The sequence below is a fragment of the Bifidobacterium pseudolongum subsp. globosum genome (genome assembly GCF_004155535.1).
Taxonomy (GTDB): domain Bacteria; phylum Actinomycetota; class Actinomycetes; order Actinomycetales; family Bifidobacteriaceae; genus Bifidobacterium; species Bifidobacterium pseudolongum_C.
In genome coordinates, this window is record NZ_RYUH01000004.1 from 37,483 (window position 1) to 58,945 (window position 21,463).

Annotated in this window: 14 protein-coding genes; 10 read left to right on the plus strand and 4 right to left on the minus strand. The window is 63.6% G+C overall.

Features of this window, described 5'->3' with window-relative positions; all coding sequences use genetic code 11:
• The first annotated feature begins 73 nt into the window (after positions 1 to 73).
• Complete coding sequence (locus PG2093B_RS00720) at positions 74 to 1,114, plus strand: LacI family DNA-binding transcriptional regulator (protein ID WP_129896710.1); 1,041 nt, start codon at positions 74 to 76, stop codon at positions 1,112 to 1,114.
• Here PG2093B_RS00720 and PG2093B_RS00725 read toward each other — a convergent pair.
• Together PG2093B_RS00725 and PG2093B_RS00730 are read right to left on the minus strand one after the other, a co-directional pair.
• The gene (locus PG2093B_RS00725) at positions 1,080 to 1,727 is read right to left on the minus strand and encodes a YesL family protein (protein ID WP_129896711.1); all 648 of its coding nucleotides are present in this window, start codon (positions 1,725 to 1,727) and stop codon (positions 1,080 to 1,082) included. The two genes, PG2093B_RS00720 and PG2093B_RS00725, sit on opposite strands and share 35 nt — an antisense overlap.
• A gap of 60 nt (positions 1,728 to 1,787) precedes the next feature.
• Positions 1,788 to 2,513: a hypothetical protein gene (locus tag PG2093B_RS00730; protein ID WP_129896712.1), complete on the minus strand. Its 726-nt coding sequence runs from the start codon at positions 2,511 to 2,513 to the stop codon at positions 1,788 to 1,790.
• Between the two features lie 181 nt (positions 2,514 to 2,694).
• Between PG2093B_RS00730 and PG2093B_RS00735 the strand changes: the two genes are divergently transcribed.
• From PG2093B_RS00735 to PG2093B_RS00745, 3 genes are all read left to right on the plus strand, one after another.
• Complete coding sequence (locus PG2093B_RS00735) at positions 2,695 to 4,866, plus strand: alpha-galactosidase (protein ID WP_129896713.1); 2,172 nt, start codon at positions 2,695 to 2,697, stop codon at positions 4,864 to 4,866.
• A 69-nt stretch (positions 4,867 to 4,935) separates the two neighbouring features.
• The gene (locus PG2093B_RS00740) at positions 4,936 to 6,198 is read left to right on the plus strand and encodes an AGE family epimerase/isomerase (RefSeq protein ID WP_129896714.1); all 1,263 of its coding nucleotides are present in this window, start codon (positions 4,936 to 4,938) and stop codon (positions 6,196 to 6,198) included.
• A 306-nt stretch (positions 6,199 to 6,504) separates the two neighbouring features.
• Positions 6,505 to 9,009 carry a GH36-type glycosyl hydrolase domain-containing protein gene (locus PG2093B_RS00745; protein ID WP_129896715.1) on the plus strand — a complete coding sequence of 835 codons (2,505 nt, stop codon included), beginning with the start codon at positions 6,505 to 6,507 and terminating at the stop codon, positions 9,007 to 9,009.
• A 219-nt stretch (positions 9,010 to 9,228) separates the two neighbouring features.
• Here PG2093B_RS00745 and PG2093B_RS00750 read toward each other — a convergent pair whose 3' ends face one another.
• Positions 9,229 to 10,086: a GmrSD restriction endonuclease domain-containing protein gene (locus PG2093B_RS00750; RefSeq protein WP_242502770.1), complete on the minus strand. Its 858-nt coding sequence runs from the start codon at positions 10,084 to 10,086 to the stop codon at positions 9,229 to 9,231.
• A gap of 354 nt (positions 10,087 to 10,440) precedes the next feature.
• A complete protein-coding gene (locus PG2093B_RS00755) occupies positions 10,441 to 11,322 on the minus strand; it encodes a helix-turn-helix domain-containing protein (protein WP_129896717.1) in 882 nt (293 codons plus the stop codon).
• A 217-nt stretch (positions 11,323 to 11,539) separates the two neighbouring features.
• On the opposite strand from PG2093B_RS00755, the gene PG2093B_RS00760 reads away from it, so the two are divergent.
• From PG2093B_RS00760 to PG2093B_RS00785, 6 genes are all read left to right on the plus strand, one after another.
• A complete protein-coding gene (locus tag PG2093B_RS00760; protein WP_129896718.1) occupies positions 11,540 to 12,985 on the plus strand; it encodes an amino acid permease in 1,446 nt (481 codons plus the stop codon).
• Between the two features lie 418 nt (positions 12,986 to 13,403).
• Positions 13,404 to 14,105, plus strand: a complete 702-nt coding sequence (locus PG2093B_RS00765; RefSeq protein ID WP_129896719.1) for an ABC transporter ATP-binding protein — start codon at positions 13,404 to 13,406, stop codon at positions 14,103 to 14,105.
• Positions 14,106 to 14,115: 10 nt separating this feature from the next.
• On the plus strand, positions 14,116 to 16,971 hold the full coding sequence (locus PG2093B_RS00770; RefSeq protein ID WP_129896720.1) for an ABC transporter permease: 2,856 nt from the start codon (positions 14,116 to 14,118) through the stop codon (positions 16,969 to 16,971).
• Positions 16,972 to 17,057: 86 nt separating this feature from the next.
• Entirely contained in the window at positions 17,058 to 18,584 is a 1,527-nt protein-coding gene (locus tag PG2093B_RS00775; protein ID WP_129896721.1) for an amino acid permease, read from the plus strand.
• A gap of 281 nt (positions 18,585 to 18,865) precedes the next feature.
• Positions 18,866 to 19,453 (plus strand): MarR family winged helix-turn-helix transcriptional regulator, encoded by a 588-nt coding sequence (locus PG2093B_RS00780; protein ID WP_129896839.1) that lies wholly within the window; start codon positions 18,866 to 18,868, stop codon positions 19,451 to 19,453.
• A gap of 50 nt (positions 19,454 to 19,503) precedes the next feature.
• A complete protein-coding gene (locus PG2093B_RS00785) occupies positions 19,504 to 21,423 on the plus strand; it encodes an ABC transporter ATP-binding protein (protein WP_129896722.1) in 1,920 nt (639 codons plus the stop codon).
• The last annotated feature ends 40 nt before the right edge of the window (positions 21,424 to 21,463 follow it).

Here is a 21,463-nt window from a genome sequence, read left to right on the forward strand (position 1 = left end):
CAACCGGGTGCTCAGTCACCTGAACATGAACAGTCCGACCATTCGGCGTGGAGACGAAGATGAGGAGCGGAGCATGGCAGCGCAAAAGTCGAAGGTGACTATTTTCGATGTGGCGAAAGCTTCAGGGGTGTCCAGCAGCGCTGTCTCGTACGCGCTCAACGGCAAGCCGGGCGTGTCCGAGGCGACGCGCGCCAAAGTGCTCGAAGTCGCCCGCGAACTGGGGTGGAAGCCGAACGGCGCGGCCCAGTCGCTCGCGCAGTCGAAGACGCGGCGCATCGGCCTGGTCCTGGGCTACGACCCGCAGCTGCTCGCGGTCGAGCCATACATGATGAGCCTGATCTCCGGCCTCGGCGCCGAACTCGAACGCAAAGACTATTCGCTGCTTGTACGCATGTCGATGGACCATGACGACGAAGACGCGATCATCGAGGACTGGATCGCCACGAGCAACGTGGACGCCATGCTGTTGCTCAATCTGGAGATCGGCGACGACCGCATCGAGACGATGAAGCAGAACCCGCAGATGCCGGTGCTCGCCGTGGCCGACGCCTCGCTGACCGCCGGCCTGCCCACGCTCGCCAGCGACGACGCGGCGGCCGTGGGGCTCGCCGTGCGGCACCTGTACGACTTGGGGCACCGCAGCATCGCACGCGTGGCCGGCCCTGAGGAGCTCGGGCATTCATATATCCGCGACGCCGCGTTCTCGGAGGCCACGACCGAACTCGGCATCCGCTACCGCTGCCTGCACACCGACTACACGCCGGCCTCCGGTGCGGGGGCCACACGCCGCCTGCTCAGCGTGAACCCACGCCCCACCGCGATCATCTACGACAACGATGTGATGGCGCTCGCCGGCGAAGGCGTGGCCGCCATCCAGGGTGTGCGGGTGCCGGAAGATCTGTCGATCATGTCGTGGGACGATTCGTTCATGTGCGAGGCGGCGCATCCGGGCATCACCGCGCTCAACCGCGACATCGTACGCTCGGGTCACATGGCCGCCTCACTGATGCTCAAGCTCATCGACGGCGAGGACGTGGGCGTGGTCGAAGAACCGCCGTATGTGCTGAAAGTGCGTGAATCTACTGGTCCTGCACCTGATGGTCAGCAGGCTTGAGCGCGAAGGCCTTGCACGTCGCGAACATCGCCACCCAGAATGAGACGCCAAAGCCGAGGATCACCCACAGCAGCGGCACCCACATGATCGCACCGGGCACAAGCGCCATCAGCGCGATCGGCAATGCCGCAAGCGCCACGATGAGCAGTGCGACGAGCGGCTTCATCAGCGCGAGGCGTGCGGATTGCGCGATCTGCTCGCGCGCGGTGAGCTTGCTGCGGCCGGACAGCGGCAGCACGAACGCGAGCAGCATGGCCACGATCACGAACACCGTGACGGTGACGCCGTAGAAGATCGACGCGGAATCGCCCGACTGGCGCGAAATCCACCACAGGTCGAACGCGCCGAGCCCGAACACCACGGCGTACAGCAACGTGAACAGGCAGTTCGTGCCGAAGCGGCGTTTGAACGCGCGCCAGAACGCGCGGAACACGCCTTCATCGGTGTCTTCCACAATCTCACGCGCCACCTCGCATGCGGCGGACGTGGACGCGCCGATCGTGAAGACGGGGATCGAGAAGACCGTCCACGCCACCGAGAGCATGGCGAGGTCGCCGATGCGGCCCATGACGACGTTGAACAGGTTGTCTTGACGGAACAGGCTGGAACTCATGGTGTTGCCTCTTTCTGGTTCAGTTGACTCGGTTGTGTCGGTATGCCGTTGCGCGGGCGGTCACTGGTACAGGTACTCGATGAAACGCCGGGCGTTGCCGCCCTGCTTCGTGTTGGCGACGACGCCGATGAGCGCCGCATCGCCTCCTGCGAACTCGTGCCAGTGTTTCGCGTCGTCGAGCTTGAGGCCGTAAGGTTCGGCGGCGCCCTTGCCTGAGCCGGAATCATCCACGTCGTCGGCGAGCTGCGAATCGTCGAATCCGCGGAAATCCTGTGTGTACGCGTGCAGCTGGCCGTATTCGGCGGCCGGGAGCGCCTCGTGCAGATTGCTGAAATAGCCGTAGGAAGCGAGTTCCTTGAACACGGTCGGCGGTGCGATCACCACGTCGATCTGCTCGCTCGAGATCATGGTCTGCAGCTTGGAGATGCCGTCTTTCGTCGTGTCGAAATAGTCGTCCACGATCACGTCGGCGCCGAGCTCGTGCTCGGTGGATTGTTCGAGTTTGGCGGCCTCGCCCAATGGCAGCGAGCTGTCGACGACCGCCGCATACAGCGCGGGCCGTTCGTGCGGCGAGACGATGCGTACAATCACGAACGTGCACAGTGCGATTGCGATCACGGCCGCGATGCACGGCACGAGGAAGTGCTCGCGGAAATACGCGGCCTTGTGTTTGGCGGGCAGTTGCATGAAAATGCGCAACTTCGACGCGCCGGCGTATTGTGGGGCGGCGGTGAGCGTGTCGATCGCCTCGCGTTGCGAGTCAGTGAGCCGGTCGGTGTTCGCCATGGCGTCCTCCTTACTGCGGCCCCGGTGCCGCGAAACGCACAGGACACGATGTTCCGTTTGCATTGCTTAAACGCTTAATTTATACTGATTGCACGGAAAAGTCAACCCTTCACGCGTGCCGCACCGCCGCTGCGCGCGCGAACTACACTGACTGGTGAACCCACCATGGTAGGAGACAACGATGTTCGATAACGGGAATCATGTGGTGCTGCGCCGCGACGGCGTGGCCGTCGTGCTTAAGACGCCGGAAAATGAAATGCCGCAAGTGGAATACTGGGGCCGCGATTTCGGCGTGTCTGACGCCGAGGGCGAGCTTTCCGCGCTCGACGCGATGACGCTCAAGGTCACGCCGCCCGCCGAAAAGCCGGACGCGGCGCTGCGGCCGTCACTGCTGCCGCAGGGCGCCGAGGCCTTCGCCGGGCGCCCCGGGCTCGAGGCATACCGCGGCACCGCGCCGGTGTTCGTGCGCTGGACCACGGTCGAAACGCAGGTGGCGCACGGTGGCCATGAGCTGCTCGTGCACGCCAAAGACGCCGTCAACCGTGTGGAACTCGACGTGCGGCTGAGCCTCGCCGAAGGCGGCCTGGTGCTCATGGACGAGCGCATCACCAACATCGACATGGAGCATGAGGAGCCGCTCACCGTGAATTGGCTCGACTCCGTGCTGCCGATCCCGCGCCGCGCCGACCACCTGACGCAGTTCACCGGCCGCTGGCCGCTCGAAAAACAGCCGCAGACCGGCCCGCTGCCGCGCGGTTCCGTGACGCGCGACTGCCGCCATGGCAAGACGAGCCATGAAAGCCCGTGGCTGTTCATCGCGAGCGACGGCGAACCGCTGTTCGACTCCGGCGAGGTCTGGGCGTGCCATCTGGCGTGGAGCGGCAACCAGACCTACCGGCTCGACAACCTGCCGCAGCACGAGCCGCTGCTCGGTGCGGGCGAGCTGCTGGGCCCCGGCGAGATCCAACTGCTGCCCGGCTCCGACTACGCCACACCGCAGGTGTGCTTCTCGTGGTCCGACCACGGCCTCGACGGCATGGCCGCGCGCTTCCACCGCTGGCTGCGCTCGCTGCCGAACCACGTGCGCGGCGACCGGCCGGTGACGCTCAATACATGGGAGGCGGTGTATTTCGACCACGACGAGGCCACGCTCATCGCGCTCGCCGATTTGGCCGCGAAGGTGGGCGTGGAGCGCTTTGTGCTCGACGACGGCTGGTTCCACCTGCGCCGCGACGACACGAAGGGCCTCGGCGACTGGATCGTCGACCCCGAGGTGTGGCCCAACGGGCTCGACGGGCTCGCCGAGCATGTGCACGGGCTGGGCATGCAGTTCGGCCTGTGGTTCGAGCCGGAGATGATCAACCTCGACTCCGATTGCGCGCGCGAGCACCCAGACTGGATCCTCGCCGCGCCCGAGGCCGTGCCGTGCCGCGAGGACATCTCATACCGCACGCAGTATGTGCTCGACCTGGCCAACCCCGACGCCTACCGCCATGTGCGCGGGCAGATGGCCGACCTGATCCGCGAACTGGGCATCGACTACATCAAGTGGGACCACAACCGCGACGTGACCGAGCCGGTGCACGACGGCCATTACGGCCTGCACGCGCAGACCGAGGCCACCTACCGGCTGTTCGACGACCTCAAGGCGGAGTTCCCGGGGCTCGAGATCGAAAGCTGCGCTTCGGGCGGCGGCCGCACCGACGCAGGGATCCTGCAGCACGCCGACCGCATCTGGGCGTCCGATTCGAACGACCCGCGCGACCGCGTGGACATCCAGCGCACCACCGAGCTCGTGGTGCCGCCCGAGATGATCGGCGCGCACATCGGCCCGAGCCCCGCGCATTCCACGTGGCGCGCGACCGACTTGAGCTACCGCGCCGCGATGTCGCTTGAAGGCTGCTCCGGGTTCGAGTGGAACATCCTGGAGTGCACCGACGACGAGATTGCGCAGATTACAGCGTTCGTGACGCTCGTCAAGGAATTGCGCGGCCTGCTGCACGCCGGCGAGGTGCACCACGCGGACTTCCACGACCCGGCGCTGCGTGCGCGCGGGGTCGTGGCCGATGACGCTTCGCGGGCGGTGTGGGTCGTGGCGACCGTCACGAACCTGCGCGACGTGGTGACCGAGCGCCTGCGCCCGGCCGGGCTTGACGCCTCCCGCACGTACCGCGTGCGGCTGCGCGAGGAGATCGGCGAATCGCGCTGGGGATGGAACACCCCGCAGTGGATCGCCGCCGCGCGCAGTGACGAAGGATTCGTGGTGAGTGGCGCGCTGCTTGGGCAGGTGGGCCTCCAGTTGCCGCCATTGTGGCCCATGCAGGCGATTGTACTCGACATGCAGGTGTTGTAAACTTGCGGCTTAAGCGCTTCAGTGATACGCTCTGAATCAGACAGTCAACGACGACACAGGAAGGAAGTCATGGCGGTGAACACCCCCAAGCATTCGCAAGACCCCAAGTACCGGATCGGCACGCCGGAAAACAAGCGGTTCCTCGACCTTTCGCGAGACAACCTCATCGCGTTCGGCCGGCGTTTCCCGGCGGTCGACGGCAGTTCGTATTGGCTCGGCGACGACGGCACCCCGTGGGCGGACCGCAACCGCGCCACGTGGATCACCTGCCGCATGACGCACGTCTATGCGCTCGCCACGCTGATGGGCGTGGACGGCGCGGCCGAGCTCGTCGACGACGGCGTGCGCGGTCTGCTCGGCGCGCTGCACGACGACGAGAACGATGGCTGGTACGCGGAAATCACCCCGCGCATCTGCCACATGCCCAGCAAGCAGGCGTACGCGCACGCGTTCGTGCTGCTCGCGGCGTCGTCTGCGCTGCTCGCGGGCCGCCCGGGCGCGCGCGAGCTGCTCGACCAGGCGCAGCATGTGTACCTGACGCGCTTCTGGGACGACGAGATCGGCCTGAGCGTCGACACATGGAACACCGAGTTCACCGAGCTCGATACCTACCGCGGCCTCAACGCGAACATGCACTCGGTCGAGGCCTGCCTCGCCGTGGCCGACGTGACCGGCGACGAAAGCTGGCGTGAGCGCGCCGGCCGGATCATCGGCCATGTGCTCACGTGGGCCGAAGAAAACGACTGGCGCATCCCCGAGCATTTCGACTCCGACTGGAAGCCGCTGCTCGAGTTCAACGCCGACAAGCCGGACGACCAGTTCAAGCCGTACGGCGCCACGCCGGGCCACGGCATCGAGTGGGCGCGGCTGATCACACAGTATGCGCTTTCGGTGTATGGCAAGAGCGGTGTGCTGGACGGCGACGGGCGCAAGTACCTCGACGCCGCCGAGCATCTGTTCAACCGCGCGGTCGAAGACGCGTGGGACGCCGACGGCGCCCCGGGCATCGTCTACACGACTGACTGGGAAGGCAAGCCGGTTGTGCACGACCGCATGCACTGGACGCTCGCCGAAGGCGTGAACACGGCCGCCACGCTGTTCCATGTGACCGGCAAGCAGGAATATGCGGATTGGTACGCCACGTTCCTCGAGTACATCGACACGTATCTGATGGACCGTGTGAACGGGTCGTGGTTCCACCAGCTCGACCGCACCAACAAGCCGATCGACACGGTGTGGCCGGGCAAGTCCGACCTCTACCACGCCACGCAGGCGATGATGATCCCGCTGCGTGACCCGGCGCTTTCGATCGCCCCGGCCACGAAGAAGTAGGTGGAGGAAGACGGCGCAGCCGCCTGATTTTTCCCGCCCCTGAGCCTGAAACGGGAGGCCTCCAAGTACATGCTTGGCGGCCTCTCCGCATATATACGACATGTTTATTGATAGACTTATCAATAATGCGACACGCCGACTTGCGCGCACGCCTGCCTGCGTATAATAGTTTTGTCGTTGAATTAAATAGTCAGCGTGGGATTCACTGGGCGGACCACGGAAGGTCCGCTGTGGGCAACATTGCGGTTGCGTGTGGGAGGAGCACACCTGAATCATGCGCCGGAAAACCGCAGGAAAGGGCACATTGTGCAATTTGGCCACTTTGATGATGAGGCGAGGGAATACGTCATTGAGACTCCTGCCACGCCCCTGCCGTGGATCAACTATCTGGGCAACGAGGACTTCTTCTCGCTCATCTCCAACACGGGCGGCGGTTATTCGTTCTACAAAGACGCCAAACTGCGCCGCATCACACGCTACCGTTACAACGGCGTGCCCGGCGACAACGGCGCGCGCAACTACTACCTGAGCCTCATGAGCGGCAGTGGGGAAGACGCCACGCCGGTGGCCACATGGTCGCCCACGTTCCTGCCGGCCAAAACGCCGCTCGATTCGTATGAATGCCGCCACGGCATTGGCTACACCACGTTCCATACCGATTACCAGGGCATCGAAGCCACGCTCACCGCATTCGTGCCGCTGCACACGGCCGCCGAAATCAACCACCTTTCGGTCAGGAACAACACCGGCGAGGCCGTGACCGTGGACGTGACCGGCTGCGTGGAATGGTGCCTGTGGAACGCGGTGGACGACGCGAGCAATTTCCAGCGCAACCTGTCTACCGGCGAAGTCGAAATCGAACAGACTGCCACCAACACCATCGTCTACCACAAGACCGAGTTCAAGGAGCGCCGCAACCACTACGCGTTCTTCTCGGTGAACGAGCCGACGGTCGGGTTCGACACGAGCCGCGATGAGTTCCTCGGCCAGTTCAACGGCTGGGACAGCCCACAGGCGATTGCCGAAGGCCGCATGCGCGACTCGGTGGCGCACGGCTGGTACCCGATCGCGGCCGAGCGCGTGCGCCTCACCCTGCAGCCGGGCGAGGAGCGCATGCTCGTGTTCATGCTCGGGTACATCGAAGTGCCGGATGACCAGAAGTGGGAGGAACCGAACGATCCGGCCAAGGTCGGCATCATCAACAAACAGCCGGCACACGAGCTGTTCGCGCGGTTCAACACGAGCGAGAAAGTGCTTGCGGCGCTTGACGAGCTCGCCGCGTCGTGGGATGAGCTGCTTGGCCGCTTCCAGGTCTCCACGGGCGACGGCAAGCTCGACCGCATGGTCAACATCTGGAACCAGTACCAGTGCATGGTCACATTCAACCTTTCGCGCTCCGCCTCGTACTACGAGTCTGGCATGGGCCGTGGCATGGGCTTCCGTGATTCGAACCAGGACCTGCTCGGCTTTGTGCACATGATCCCCGGGCGTGCGCGCAGCCGCATCCTCGACATCGCGGCCACGCAGCTGCCCGACGGCTCCGCATGGCACCAGTACCAGCCGCTCACCAAGAAAGGCAACGCGGACATCGGCGGCGGCTTCAACGACGACCCGCTGTGGCTCGTGGCCGGCGTGTTCGCCTACCTGAACGAGACCGGCGACGACTCGATCCTGCGCGAACCCACGCAGTTCGACAATCAGGAAGGCTCGGAACAGCCGCTGTTCGAGCATCTGCGCCGTTCGGTGCACTTCACGATGGCGCACCGCGGCCCGCACGGCCTGCCGCTCATCGGGCGCGCCGACTGGAACGACTGCCTCAACCTCAACTGCTTCTCGTCCATGCCGGGCGAAAGCTTCCAGACCGTCGAAAACAACGACACCGGCATCGCTGAATCTGTATTCATCGCCGGCATGTTCGTGCTGTATGGCGAGCAGTATGCGCAGATCCTCGAGCGGTTCGGCGAGGCGTGCGGCATGGACGCGGCCGATGTGCAGGCAGAGGCCGCGGCGGTGCGCAAGGCGGTCGGCGAAGTGCGCGAGGCCACGCTCACCGCAGGCTGGGACGGCGCGTGGTTCCGCCGCGCGTACGACGCCAATGGCAACCCGGTCGGCACCAACGAAGACAGCGAAGGCAAGATCTACATCGAGCCACAGGGCATGTGCGTCATGGCCGGCATCGGCACCGATGACGGCAAGGCCGCGCAGGCGCTGCAATCCACCAAGGACCTGCTCACGTGCCGCTGGGGCACGGCGATCCTGGCGCCGGCGTACTCCACGTACCGCATCGAGCTCGGCGAGATCTCGTCGTATCCGCGCGGGTACAAGGAGAACGGCGGCATCTTCTGCCACAACAACCCGTGGATCTCGATCGCCAACGCCACAATCGGCAACGACGACGAAGCGTTCAACGTGTACACGCGCACATGCCCCGCGTATGTGGAGCAGTATTCCGAAGTGCACCGCACCGAGCCATACGTCTACTGCCAGATGGTGGCCGGCCCAGAGGCGTCGACGCCGGGCGAAGGCAAGAACTCGTGGCTCACCGGCACCGCCGCATGGACCTTCGTGGACGTCTCGCAGCATCTGCTGGGTGTGCAGCCCACATTCGACGGCCTGCGCCTCGAACCGCATCTGCCTGCGCGGTTCACCAAGCTGCACATCGAGCGCGAATGGCGCGGCGTGCGCTATGTGATCGACGCGCAGCGCACCGGCAAGGCTTCCCTGACCGTGGACGGCAAGCCCGTCAGCGGAACCACCGTGCCGATTGCGGCACCCGGAACCGAGGAGGTGCATGTCTCGCTGAACTTCTGATTCTTATCTCTTTCCTTTTCTTTCCTCAGTGGTCCGCGAGCGGTCGCATGATCGCCCGCGGACCACTGTTTCGGCATGGGGTGCCGTATCTCGCTTACGAGGGTGCCCAAAACCTTCCACCAGCAAGTATGGCGCCCTGAGCACCTTGCGATTTCAACGAGCCGCAGGCCCTATACTCGCCCCTAGGCCGATTAGGGCACTCGCGTAAGCGAGATACGGTCACTCGCAGGCGATGCCGTCGCCGTCGCGGTCGAGCTTCGAGCTGTAGCCCGGTTCCCCTTGGTGCAGCGGGGCCTTGCCGGCGGCGCGCACGGCGGCGCAGTTCTTGTAATACACGGTCGTATCCTGCTGCACAGGCTGCGGGGCGGGCTGTGCTTCCTGCGTGGGTTGCGGTTCCGGCGCTTCCTGGGTCGGCTGCGGTTCCACCGTCTGCGCCGGCTGCTGTTCGGGCTGCACGGTTGTGGCCACACCTCCGTCCGTGGGGATGGTCTGCGCGGGGCAGGTGGCGAGCACATTCGCCATCGCGTCATGTTCGGCCTGTGTGACCCACAGGCGGTACTTCTGCTTGACGCCGATCTGCCGTGCCACGTACTCGCAACGGAATCCGGTGTTCGCGGGGAGCCATGTGGCCGCATCTCCGTCCGATTTGCGCTGGTTCGAGGGCCCGTCCACCGCGAGCAGGTTGTATGGATCGTTCGCCAGACTCCTGCGCTCGTCTTCGGTGAGTTGTTGCGCACCCTTCTGCCATGCGTCGGAAAGCGCCACCACATGGTCGATCTGCACGGCGGTGCTCGTGTCTTGGCCACGCACGAAGTCGATGCGTGTGCCGGTGTAGGGGTCCTGCAGCACGCCGCTCGCCACAACGCAGTCGTGCGTGTTCGCCTTGTATGTCTTGCCGGTCAGGTCGCGGTTGAGGATGTCGTTGCGTGTGTCGCAACCGTTGCGGTCCACATCGGCCCACGCCGCGCCGAACTGGTCGCGGCTGTACCCGGTCTTCGGTGCGCGGCCCTTCACCTCAAGTGTGTTGAGCACAGTGAGCGCGTTGTCCTGCGCACCCTCCGGCGCCTGTCCGATCATGTCCGTGGTGGACTGCTGCTCTTCCGCGGTCTGCGACGGCTCCGGCGTGGTGGTGACAGAAGGTGAACTCGTTGTGGAAGGCTGCGCGCTGGGGCTGGAGGTGGAATCGACTGACGAGCAGCCGAAGACGGTGAGAAGCAGCGCGCCCGCGGACAGCGAGGCGGCAAGGGTACGCCAAGTGGATGTCATGACTTTCTTCTTCTATGCACAAAGTAAATATAGGGGTGGGAACAGTCGAATTCTACGCTGCAGATGCGCGTGTGGACAACGCGCCGCCCATATGCTTGCGAAATCTCCATGATGGGCGGCGCGCCGGTTGCACTGCGCGCGGAGTGGGATTGACCACCCCGCCGTTTACTTCGCGCGCACGGGGCGGAATTCGATATACCCGCGCTCACCCTTGGGTTCGAGCTGGATGCGCGGTGATCGCGTGCTCCACTCGTAGCCGAGGACGGCCGGATCGTACCGGTCCGCCGCGCCCTGTACGAACTGGATGGCCTGCCCGAAGTCCCGTTCGGCGAACGGCTGGCCCTGGAACATGAGATAGTCCGCCTCGGGCAGTTCGATGACGTCGAATCCCTCGGGGACGGGCCCGTCGTAATAGATGCCCACTTCGACGCCCTGCACATAGGTGGATGTTCCGGGTGTGCGGTACGCCGTCGGCAGCCACAGGCAGACCGGCTCGCCGCACAGCGAGTCCATGCTCAGCAGGGTACCCCAGACGTCGCAGCCCACCTCCTCGCAGTAGGCCCAGTAATCGGCTGCGGTTCTGCCGCGTTTGATGATTGCCTTGCGGCGCGGCTTGTGGATGGGCGTAACGCATACATACTGCATGGTGTCCATGTCGATCGGTTCCTTTCGTGGTTGCTGATGTTGGACGCCGTAAGGATGGAACAGCATGATGGGCGTGGGGGAGCGCGCGAAATCGCCCGGCGTGCGGCCGAATTCGCGGAAGAACGCGCGCACATATCCGTCCACACTGCCGAATCCGTACGCGAATGCCACGTCGGTGATCGTGCGGTCGCCGCGTTTGAGCTCCACCGCCGAACGGCTCAGCCGCAGCCGCCGCGCGTACGCAGCCGGCGTGAGGCCGGTCAGCTCGCGAAACAGGCGGTATGAGTACCACGGTGAGAACAGCGCCGCGCTCGCCAGATCCGCCATCGTGATCCGCTCGTACAGATGTCGCTCGATGTGGTCCTGCATCCGCTGGACCGCCGCCGTCCGTTCGTCCTTCATGCGTCATCTCCTTTCGACATGTCCCATTCAACCCGCTGGACTCGGGGAATCCTCGACCTTTTTTGCCATGATCCATGCGCGTGCCGCGGGGATATCCGCTGCGCGCCTAACCGTAACAACATGTTCATAGAATGAACGGCGGCCGTGCGCACGTACGGCTCCATTCTTATGCCGCGGGTCATGCAGGTCCGCGTCATTGCGATGCAAAAGGACGACCATGGCCTCCACACCCGAAGTGAGCGAGCAGCAACAGCTGCGCAAATCATTGAAAAACAGGCATATCCAGCTCATCGCGCTCGGCGGCGCGATCGGCACGGGCCTGTTCTACGGCTCGAGCGAGTCGATCGCGCTCGCCGGGCCGTCAATTCTGCTGGCATATCTCATCGGCGGAGCCGCGATCTTCATGATCGTGCGCGCGCTGAGCGAGATGAGCGTCGAGGACCCCAAGGCGGGCGCGTTCAGCTACTACGCGTCGCGGTACTGGTCGAAGCGCGCCGGGTTCATCTCGGGGTGGAACTACTGGTTCAACTATGTGCTCGTCTCGATGGTCGAGCTCGCCGTGGTCGGGTCGTTCGTGAACTACTGGTTCCCGAACATTCCGCAGTGGGCGTCGGCCGCGTTCTTCCTCGTGCTCATCACGATCCTCAATCTGTTCGGCGTGAGTGAATTCGGTGAATTCGAATTCTGGTTCGCACTGATCAAGATCGTGGCTGTCATCGCGATGATCGCGGGCGGCATCGCCGTAATCGTCGCGAACCTGCCGACCGATTCCGGTGTGCGCGCGTCGTTCGCCAACTGGTTCACCGTGGACGGCGGATTCTTCCCGCACGGCGCGCTCTCCCGCACGTCAGACGGGCACTGGACCGGCCTGCTCATGGCGCTCGTCGTGGTCATGTTCAGCTTCGGCGGCACCGAACTCATCGGCGTCACGGCGGGCGAAGTGGAAGACCCGCGCAGGACGATCCCGAAGGCCACGAACGGCATCATCTGGCGCATCCTCGTGTTCTATGTGGCCGCGCTCGGCATCATCATGGCCGTCGTTCCGTGGGACCGCATCGACGGCAAGATGAGCCCCTTCGTGCAGATCTTCGACTCGGTCGGAGTGCCGGTGGCCGCCGGCATCCTCAACTTCGTGTGCCTCACGGCTGTCATGAGCGTCTACAATTCCGCGCTGTACTCGAACTCGCGCATGCTGTTCTCGCTCGCGCGCCAGGGCAATGCGCCGGCGTATCTGGGCCGTGTGAACAAGCGCGGTGTGCCGGTGGCCGCCGTGCTCACGAGCGCCGCCGTCACCGTGGTCGCGGTGATTGTGGTGTTCCTGTGGCCGCAGTTCGCGTTCAACTACCTGATGTCGATCGCGACGATTGCCGCGATCATCAACTGGACGATGATCATGATCACCGAGATGCTGTTCCGCAAGCGTGTGGCGGCGGGCGACGGGCCGGGCGAACTGCGCGGCCTGCGCGGCGACGAGGCGCTCGCGAAGATCCAGTTCAAACTGCCGGGCTGGCGCTGGATGCCGTACGTGATCATCGCGTTCCTCGCGCTCGTGGCCGTACTGATGTGTTTCTCGCCGAGCTACCGCATCGCGCTCGTCGCTGGCGTGATCTGGCTTGCTGTGCTGTTCGCCGCGTATGCGCTCACGCAGCGGGCGGGGCGCTGAGTGCGCCCGTGGTACGGCTGACGTGCTTGCACCGCCTGCTTGTATTCGCTGTTTTCGTCATTCTGTGCCGCACAAATCGATTATGCCGACCCTATTTTCGATTTGTGCGCCAGAGGCGGTGTGAGGATTTTTCCGAGCCTGCGTAAAGCGCGCAAAAGTGCACAGGAGAACCGTTTTTGCGCATATATTCGCACATGGTCAATCACGATATGACATTCGAGATGATGTGTGTGCGGATTCGCCGGAGATGTCGCCGCACAAATCGCAAATACGGCCGGTATTTGTGATTTGTGCGGCGTGCGGCAGACGGCAGGCGCGTCTGCGCGTTCCCGACCGTGGCGTATTGCGGAAAAATCGGCGTTTCGCCGCTGAAACTCGACGATACTGGGTTGTGCAACGGTGCGGAAGGAGCGGGGCGATGGTATACATCGAATTCAATGACGTGGTCAAGGAATATCCGGCGGGAGATTCCGCGATCCGCGCGCTCGACGGCGCGAGCTTCACCGCTGACGAAGGCGAGCTGAGCGTGATCCTGGGCCAGTCCGGCGCGGGCAAGACGACCGCGCTCAACATTCTGGGCGGCATGGACACCGCGACGAGCGGCACCGTGGTGGTGGGCGGCCGTGACATCACCGACCTCAACCACCACGACCTGATCACCTACCGCCGCAACGACATCGGCTTCGTCTTCCAGTTCTACAATCTGATCCCCAATCTCACGGCGCTCGAGAACGTCGAACTCGCGTCGCAGATCTGCGCGGACCATTTCGACCCTGAGCAGACGCTCGACAAAGTGGGCTTGGGAGACCGGCTCGACAATTTCCCCGCGCAGCTGTCCGGTGGCGAGCAGCAGCGCGTCTCAATCGCGCGCGCGGTGGCGAAGAAACCGAAACTGCTGCTGTGCGACGAGCCGACCGGCGCGCTCGACTACGAGACGGGCAAGGAGGTGCTGCAGCTGCTGCAGGACATCTGCCACGACGAGCATATGACCGTACTGATCATCACGCACAACTCCGCGCTTGCGCCGATGGCGCACAAGATCATCCGCTTCCGTTCCGGCAAGGTCATCAGCCAGGAGATCAACGAACACCCGACGCCGATCAGCGACATCGAATGGTGAGGTGGCTGACATGACAAGGCACAAGGCGCTGGGTTCGGCGTTCCTGTTGGACACGTGGAGGTCGTGGCTGCGCGCGTGGAAGCCGTTCCTTTCGATCATGATCATCTCGATGCTCGGCGTGGCCGTGCTCACCGGCATCTACGCGGGCTGCCGCGACACGTTCCTCGCCGCGAACCGGTTCTACGAGCAGCAGGGGCTGCACGATGTGGAGGTCGTGTCGACGATGGGGTTGACCGATGACGATGTCGATGCGTTGCGTGGCATTGATGGCGTCGACGATGCCGTCGGTGTGCATATCGAGCGTGTGACGATCGATGGCGAGGACGGCCATCGTCTCAACGCGACGCTCCGCGAACCCGCGGACGGCGCGAAAGATGCAATCGACGTGCCGTATGTGCGTGAGGGGCGTCTTCCCGACGCACCGGGCGAGGTCGCCGTGACCGAACAGTTCGCGCACGATACGCACCACCGTATCGGGGACACGATCGATGTGACCGCTGCGTCCGGCGGTGATGAGCGCGACGGCACGCACGCGCTCACGATTGTCGGCATCGTGACTGACCCATCCGATCTGTCGAATCCGGAAGGGTATTCGGGATCCGCATTCCGTTCGGTGGTCGCGAACGACTACACGTGCTACGTCGCGCCGGGTTCGCTTGAAAAGACCTTCGGCGCGGACGGGGACGTGTATGGTGCGGTCGTCATGCGGCTCGCAGATACACAGAACAAAGACGCGTTCAGCGACGATTACGACTCGCTCGTGTCGTCGACGGTTTCGCGCATTGAACGCGACGTGCAGACGAAGCGTGAGGAGGCGCGGCGTGACGCGTTGCAGAAGCGTGCGCAGGACGAACTGACGCGCGCGAAGGAACAGGCGTACGCCGACATCCAGACTGCGCAGGCACAGCTCGATGCACAGCGCAGCCAACTCGACGAGCAGCTCAAGGCACTCGACGCGCAGGCCGCGCAAGTGCCCGTCGGAATGGCGATGCCCGAACCGCTTGCAAGCGCGCAACGCCAATGGGCGCAGGCCGACGCGCAGCTCAAGGAGGCGCAACAGCAGCTCAATACAAAGAAACAGGAGATCGATGCCCGGTTCGCGAAGGAGCAGCAGACGGTCGATGACATCGCGCCGCGCTGGTATGTGCAGTCGCGCACGGCGTTGAGCGGCTTCAGTTCGCTCAAATCAGACATCAGCTCGATCCAATCGCTTGGCAACGCGTTCCCGATCGTGTTCCTCGTTGTGGCCGTCATGATGAGTCTGACGACGATGAGCCGCCTCGTCGAAGAGGACCGTGGGCTCATCGGCACATATCTGGGCTTGGGGTATGGGCGTGTGACGATCACGTTGCGGTACGCGCTCTTCGCGTTGCTCGCGTGCCTCATCGGCGGTGGGTTGGGGTTGCTCATAGGATTCCTGGGGATTCCGGCGTTCCTGCTTGTGGTGATCCGCGGCCTGTACGCGATTCCCGACCTCACGCTGGAATACGACTGGCTCTACGGGTCTCTGGGCATCCTGCTCTTTGTCGTCGGTGTGCTCGGGGCGGCGTTGTTCGCGTCGATTCGCGACATGCGGCAGATGCCGGCCACACTCATGCGGCCCAAAGCGCCGAAGGCGGGGTCGCGCATCCTGCTTGAACACATCCGCCCGGTGTGGAAGCGCATGAGCTTCCTCAACAAAGTGACGGCGCGCAACATCTTCCGCTTCAAATCGCGCCTCATCATGACCGTCGGCGGTGTGGCCGGCTGCGCCGCGCTCATCTTGTGCGGCCTCGCGATCAACGACACGGTGGCGGCGCTCGGCCCGAACCAGTACCGCGGCGTCGATCAGTACGACATGTTCGCGATGGCGGCCGACGGCGATGAAGACGAACTGCGCAGCAAACTCGTGCAGGACGGCAAGGCGACCGCCATCATGGAGACGCGCATCGAAAGCGGCGAGATCACGAACGGCGAAGGCAGCAGCACGTCCGTGCAACTGACGATCATTCCGCAGACACAGCTGGGCGAGCTCAATACGATGTTCCGGCTGGAGCCGGCCCGCAGTAGTTCAATCTTTGGCTGGGTGCACGGCGGTGGCCATACGCAGCCGGTCGCGCTCGGCGACGGCGGCATCATCGTCACGCAGTCGGCCGCGCAATCGCTTGATGTGAAAGCCGGGGACGAGGTAGATCTGCGCGGTGAGGGCACGCAGCCGCACCGCGTCAAGGTCGCGGCCGTCACGCGCAGTCTCATCGGTGCGGAGACCTTCATTTCCGAAGACCTCTACCACCGGCTCTTCCCGGCGGCCCGGCTCGGGGAGGCGGCGAACGAACAGCCGGCGATCACATGGAACGCCGTTTACGCGAAGCTCAAGGGCGGCAGTGACGAGCAGATCAAGTATGTGGACCAGCTCGAAGACGATGCGATTGTGCTGACCGCCAGCTCGACCGCCTACCAGGCTGAACATTTCAAGTTCAATCTGATGGGCGCGGTCGTAGGACTGATCGTGCTGCTCGCGGGAAGCCTTGCGCTCGTCGTGCTGTTCACGCTCGCGCACACGAACGTGTCCGAACGCATGCGCGAAATGGCCACACTCAAGGTGCTCGGGTTCTATGACAACGAGGTACACCATTATGTGAACCGCGAGATGATGACGCTCACGGTGATGGGCGTCATCATCGGCTTGCCATTGGGCCGTTGGGTCGCGGGGCTGCTCACCGGCGTGCTCAATATGCCCGGATTGTATTTCGAAGTGCACATCGCGTGGTGGAGCTATGCCATCACCGTTGTCGCGACGCTCGCGTTTGCGTTTCTTGTGCGGCTGTTCGTCAATCCCGTACTCGACCGGATCGACCCGGTGGGCTCGCTCAAGGCGGTGGAATAGCGGCGGTTGCTAACTAGACAATATGAACAAAAATACTCATATAGTGAAATGAATCGCAATGGTCGGCTGTTACAGTCGGTCATATTATGGCAGACGTACAACACACACCACACACCTCTACACCAACGCGTGAGGCGGAAGTGAACGCCTCCCTTGAGACGCTCGACGAGAGCAATGCGATGGAGCGCGGCCTGACGAACCGGCACGTGCAGTTCATCGCGATCGGTGGCGCGATCGGCACCGGCCTGTTCCTGGGCTCGGGCAAGTCGATCGCGCTCGACGGCCCGAACATCGTGCTCGTCTACATCTTGGTGGGCGGCTTCATGTTCCTCATGATGCGCGCGATCGGCGAACTGATGTACCGCGACCCGAGCCAGCACACGTTCATCAACTTCATCCGCATGTACTTGGGCAACGGTGCGGGCAAATTCGCGCTGTGGACGTATTGGCTCGTGCTGATCCTGACCGGCATGACCGAGCTTTCCGCGGTGGGGCAGTACTGTGTGACGTTCTTCGCCACGCTCGGATTCGACCTGAAGTCATGGCAATGGCTCATCGAGCTGTTGTTCCTCGTTGCGTTGGTGAGTGTGAATCTGATCGCGGTGAAGCTGTTCGGTGAAACCGAGTTCTGGTTCTCGATGATCAAGATCTTCCTGATCCTCGCGCTCATCGTCACCTCGATCATCATGGTGGTGGCCGGCTATAGATACGGTGCCACGACGCTGCCTGGCTCCGACCACGTGTACCCAGCGGGGCAGGCCTCGCTGTCGCATATCTTCGACGGCTTCTCGCTCGCGCCGAACGGCTGGACGCAGTTACTCATGAGCTTCCAGATGGTCTTCTTCTCGTACACGATGATTGAATTCGTGGGCGTGACCGTCTCCGAGACAAAGAACCCACGCAAGGTGCTGCCGAAGGCGATCAACGGCATCATCATGCGTGTGCTCGTGTTCTATGTGGGCGCGCTGCTCGCGATCATGGCGATCGTGCCGTGGCGCAACTTCATGTCCGATGACGGCGGGAACCAGTTCTCGTCGCCGTTCATCATGGTGTTCGAGTTCGCGGGCCTGCATTGGGCCGCGGCCGTCGTGTTCTTTGTGGTGCTCACCGCTGCGGCGTCGTCGCTCAACTCGCTGCTCTATTCCGCGGGGCGCCATTTGTTCCAGATTGGCGAGGAATCCCACTCGCCGGTGTTGGGCAAGCTGGGCGTCGTGTCGAAAACGAAGGTGCCGGCGCGCGCGATCATCGTCTCAGGCGCGCTCGTGCTCCTCTCGCCGGCGCTTTCCGCGCTGCCAGGCGTCTCCGGGGCGTTTGTGTTGTTCTCCTCGGCGGCTTCTGCGGTGTTCATCTTCATCTACATCCTCACGATGGTGGCGCACTACCGCTACCGCAATTCGCCCCAGTTCATGCGCGAGGGCTTCCTCATGCCGGCGTACCGCGTGCTCAATCCGCTCACCATCGCGTTTTTCGTGTTCGTGTACGGCACGCTGTTCATCGGTCCGGACACGCGCGGCCCGGCGGTTGCGGGCCTCGCATGGCTTGTAGTGTTCGGCGGCTATTGCCTGCTGCACGACCGCTATAGCAGTCGCGGTTTGCGCGAGGCGCTGCACTGATTGCGGCTGTATATGGCTAGTGGGTAGCTGCCTACAGCCGTATGTTGACGCAGTGACGGCTGTGCGTAGCTAGTGGGTAGCTGCCTACTGCCATGTTCGGGCACAATGACGGTTGTATGTGGCTAGTCGGTAGCTGCGTACGGCCGTGTGTAGGCATGGTGATGGTCGTGCGTGGCTAGGGGATAGCCGCGCACAGCCATTTGGCTTGCCAAGAATTTGTCTTGCACTGTAAGTAATTTACAGTGCAAGACAAATTGGGCTCCGTGTCATAGGGGGTGATGATGGATTATCGGCTGGAAGCGGTGCATGAGGTGATGTTCGCCATGTGGGCGTCACGCTCGAAGGCGACACGCTCATTCGAACGCGGTGCGCAGGGTGAGATGTTCGTGCTGCGCGAGCTTGCATTCCAAGGTCCACGTACGCCTTCCCAGCTCGCCGAGGCGATGGGCGCCACATCCGGTCGCATTTCCACGATCCTGTCCGGTCTCGACAGGAAAGGCTGGGTTGTGCGCACCGCCGCCCCCGACGACCGCCGCAGCGTCGTTGTCGCATTGTCCGACGAAGGAAGGCGTGTGTTCCGTGAACACGGCGACGAGCTCATCGACAGGCTCGCATGGGTCTTCACACAGATGGGCGAAACGCGGACTCGCGATTTCACTGCGCTGCTTTCCGAATTCATGACCTATCTGTCGATCTGCGAGCCGGACGCGCCGGCGCCTACCGAAGAGCAGGTGCGTGCGGCTTTCTCACGCAGCCACAGGCTGCATGAACGGATGCTCGAGATGGCGCGCGAAGGCGGCGCGTGCGCGATGGATCCGTCGCGACACCCGCTATTCGCCGCCGGGACTCACGGCTCCGCCGACGATTGAACCAGCCACCCCGTCATCCTCACCACAGTCCTACCGCATAAGGAACATTGATGCTACGAATCATGAAATACCTCTCCAAAACGGAGATAGGGCAGTTGCTCATCTCGCTCGTCACCATCGTCGGGCAGGTGTACTTCGACCTCGAACTGCCCAGCTACATGTCCGAGATCACGCGGCTCGTGGAGACGCCGGGCAGCCAGATGCGCGACATCTGGATCTCCGGCGGCAAGATGCTGCTCGTCTCGTTCGGCTCGCTCGTCTGCGCCGTCATCACCGGCTACTTCGCCGCGCGCGTGGCCGCGTCGTTCGGCCAGCGCCTGCGCTCGCTCGAGTTCCGCAAAGTCGAATCATTCGGCCCGTCCGAGATGCACCGCTTCTCCACGGCAAGCCTCATCACGCGCTCCACGAACGACGTGACGCAGATCCAGATGTTCATCACGATGGGCCTGCAGATGCTCATCAAATCGCCGATCATGGCCGTGTGGGCCGTGTGCAAGATCGCGGGCGAAGGATTCGAATGGACGCTCACCACGGGCATCGCCGTCGTGGTGCTGCTGTGCGCAGTCGGCATCCTCATGGCGCTCGTGATGCCCAAGTTCAAGGCGATGCAGCGCCTGACCGACGACATCAACCTCGTGGCGCGCGAGAACCTCACCGGCATGCGCGTGGTGCGCGCCTACAACGCCCAGGATTACCAAGAGTCGAAGTTCGAAGACGCGAACGCCGCGCTGACGAACACGCAGCTGTTCACGAACCGCGCGATGAGCGTCATGATGCCGCTGATGAGCACGATCATGAACGGGCTTTCGCTTGCGATCTACTGGATCGGCGCCTACTTGATCGAAGACGCCGGCGCCGCGGAGAAGCTCACGCTGTTTTCGAACATGATCGTCTTTTCGAGCTACGCCGTGCAGGTGATCATGAGCTTCCTGCTGATGAGCATGGTCTTTGTGCTGTGGCCGCGCGCCGACGTCTCCGCGCACCGTGTGATGGAAGTGATCAACACCGAACCGCTCGTCACGTCCGGCACGCGCAGCCGCGGCCTCACCGTGGCCGAGGCGAAGCAGGAGGGCGTGATCACCGCCGCCGACGCCGCCGACTACCGCGATGACCTCGAGCTCGCCGGCCGCATCGAATTCCGCGATGTGAGCTTCACCTACCCCGATTCGCGCGAGGCGATGCTCGAAGGCATCAGTTTCACGGCGGACCAAGGCGACACCGTGGCGATCATCGGGTCGACCGGTTCGGGCAAATCGTCACTGATCAACCTCGTGCCGCGCTTCTACGACGCGAGCGCCGGCGCCGTGCTCGTCGACGGCGTGGACGTGCGCGACTACGACCTCAAGGCCCTGCGCGACAAGATCGGCTATGTGCCGCAGCAGTCGTTCCTGTTCAAAGGCACGGTCAAGTCGAACGTCAGTTACGGCGACCGCCCCGGCGAGCCGGAGGACGTGCCGATGCTCGACGCGTCGCGCGCGAGCGGCCGCAAGGCGGAGCGCGAGATGCTCAAGGCGGACGAGAACCGTGCGCTCACCGCGCAGGAGGAGAACCGCGTCGAGCAGGCGTGCGACGTGGCGCAGGCGACCGAGTTCGTCGAGAAGATGCACGGGGCCTTCGATGCGGCGATCGCGCAGGGCGGCACGAATGTCTCAGGCGGCCAGCGGCAGCGCCTGTCGATCGCGCGCGCCGTCTACCGCAACCCGGAGATCCTCATTTTCGATGATTCATTCTCCGCGCTCGATTTCAAGACCGACCGCGTGGTGCGCGACGCGCTCAAGGAGTATGCGAAAAACGCGACGAAGATCATCGTCGCGCAGCGCGTCGGCACGATCATGGACGCGGACTGCATCCTCGTGCTCGACGACGGCAGGCTCGTCGGCAAAGGCACGCACCGCGAACTGCTCGAATCGTGCGATGTGTACCGGCAGATCGCGCAATCGCAGCTGAGCGAAGAGGAACTCAGCGCGTGAGCGCGCAGTGCGAAACACCAGACGTTTGTATGGAAGGACA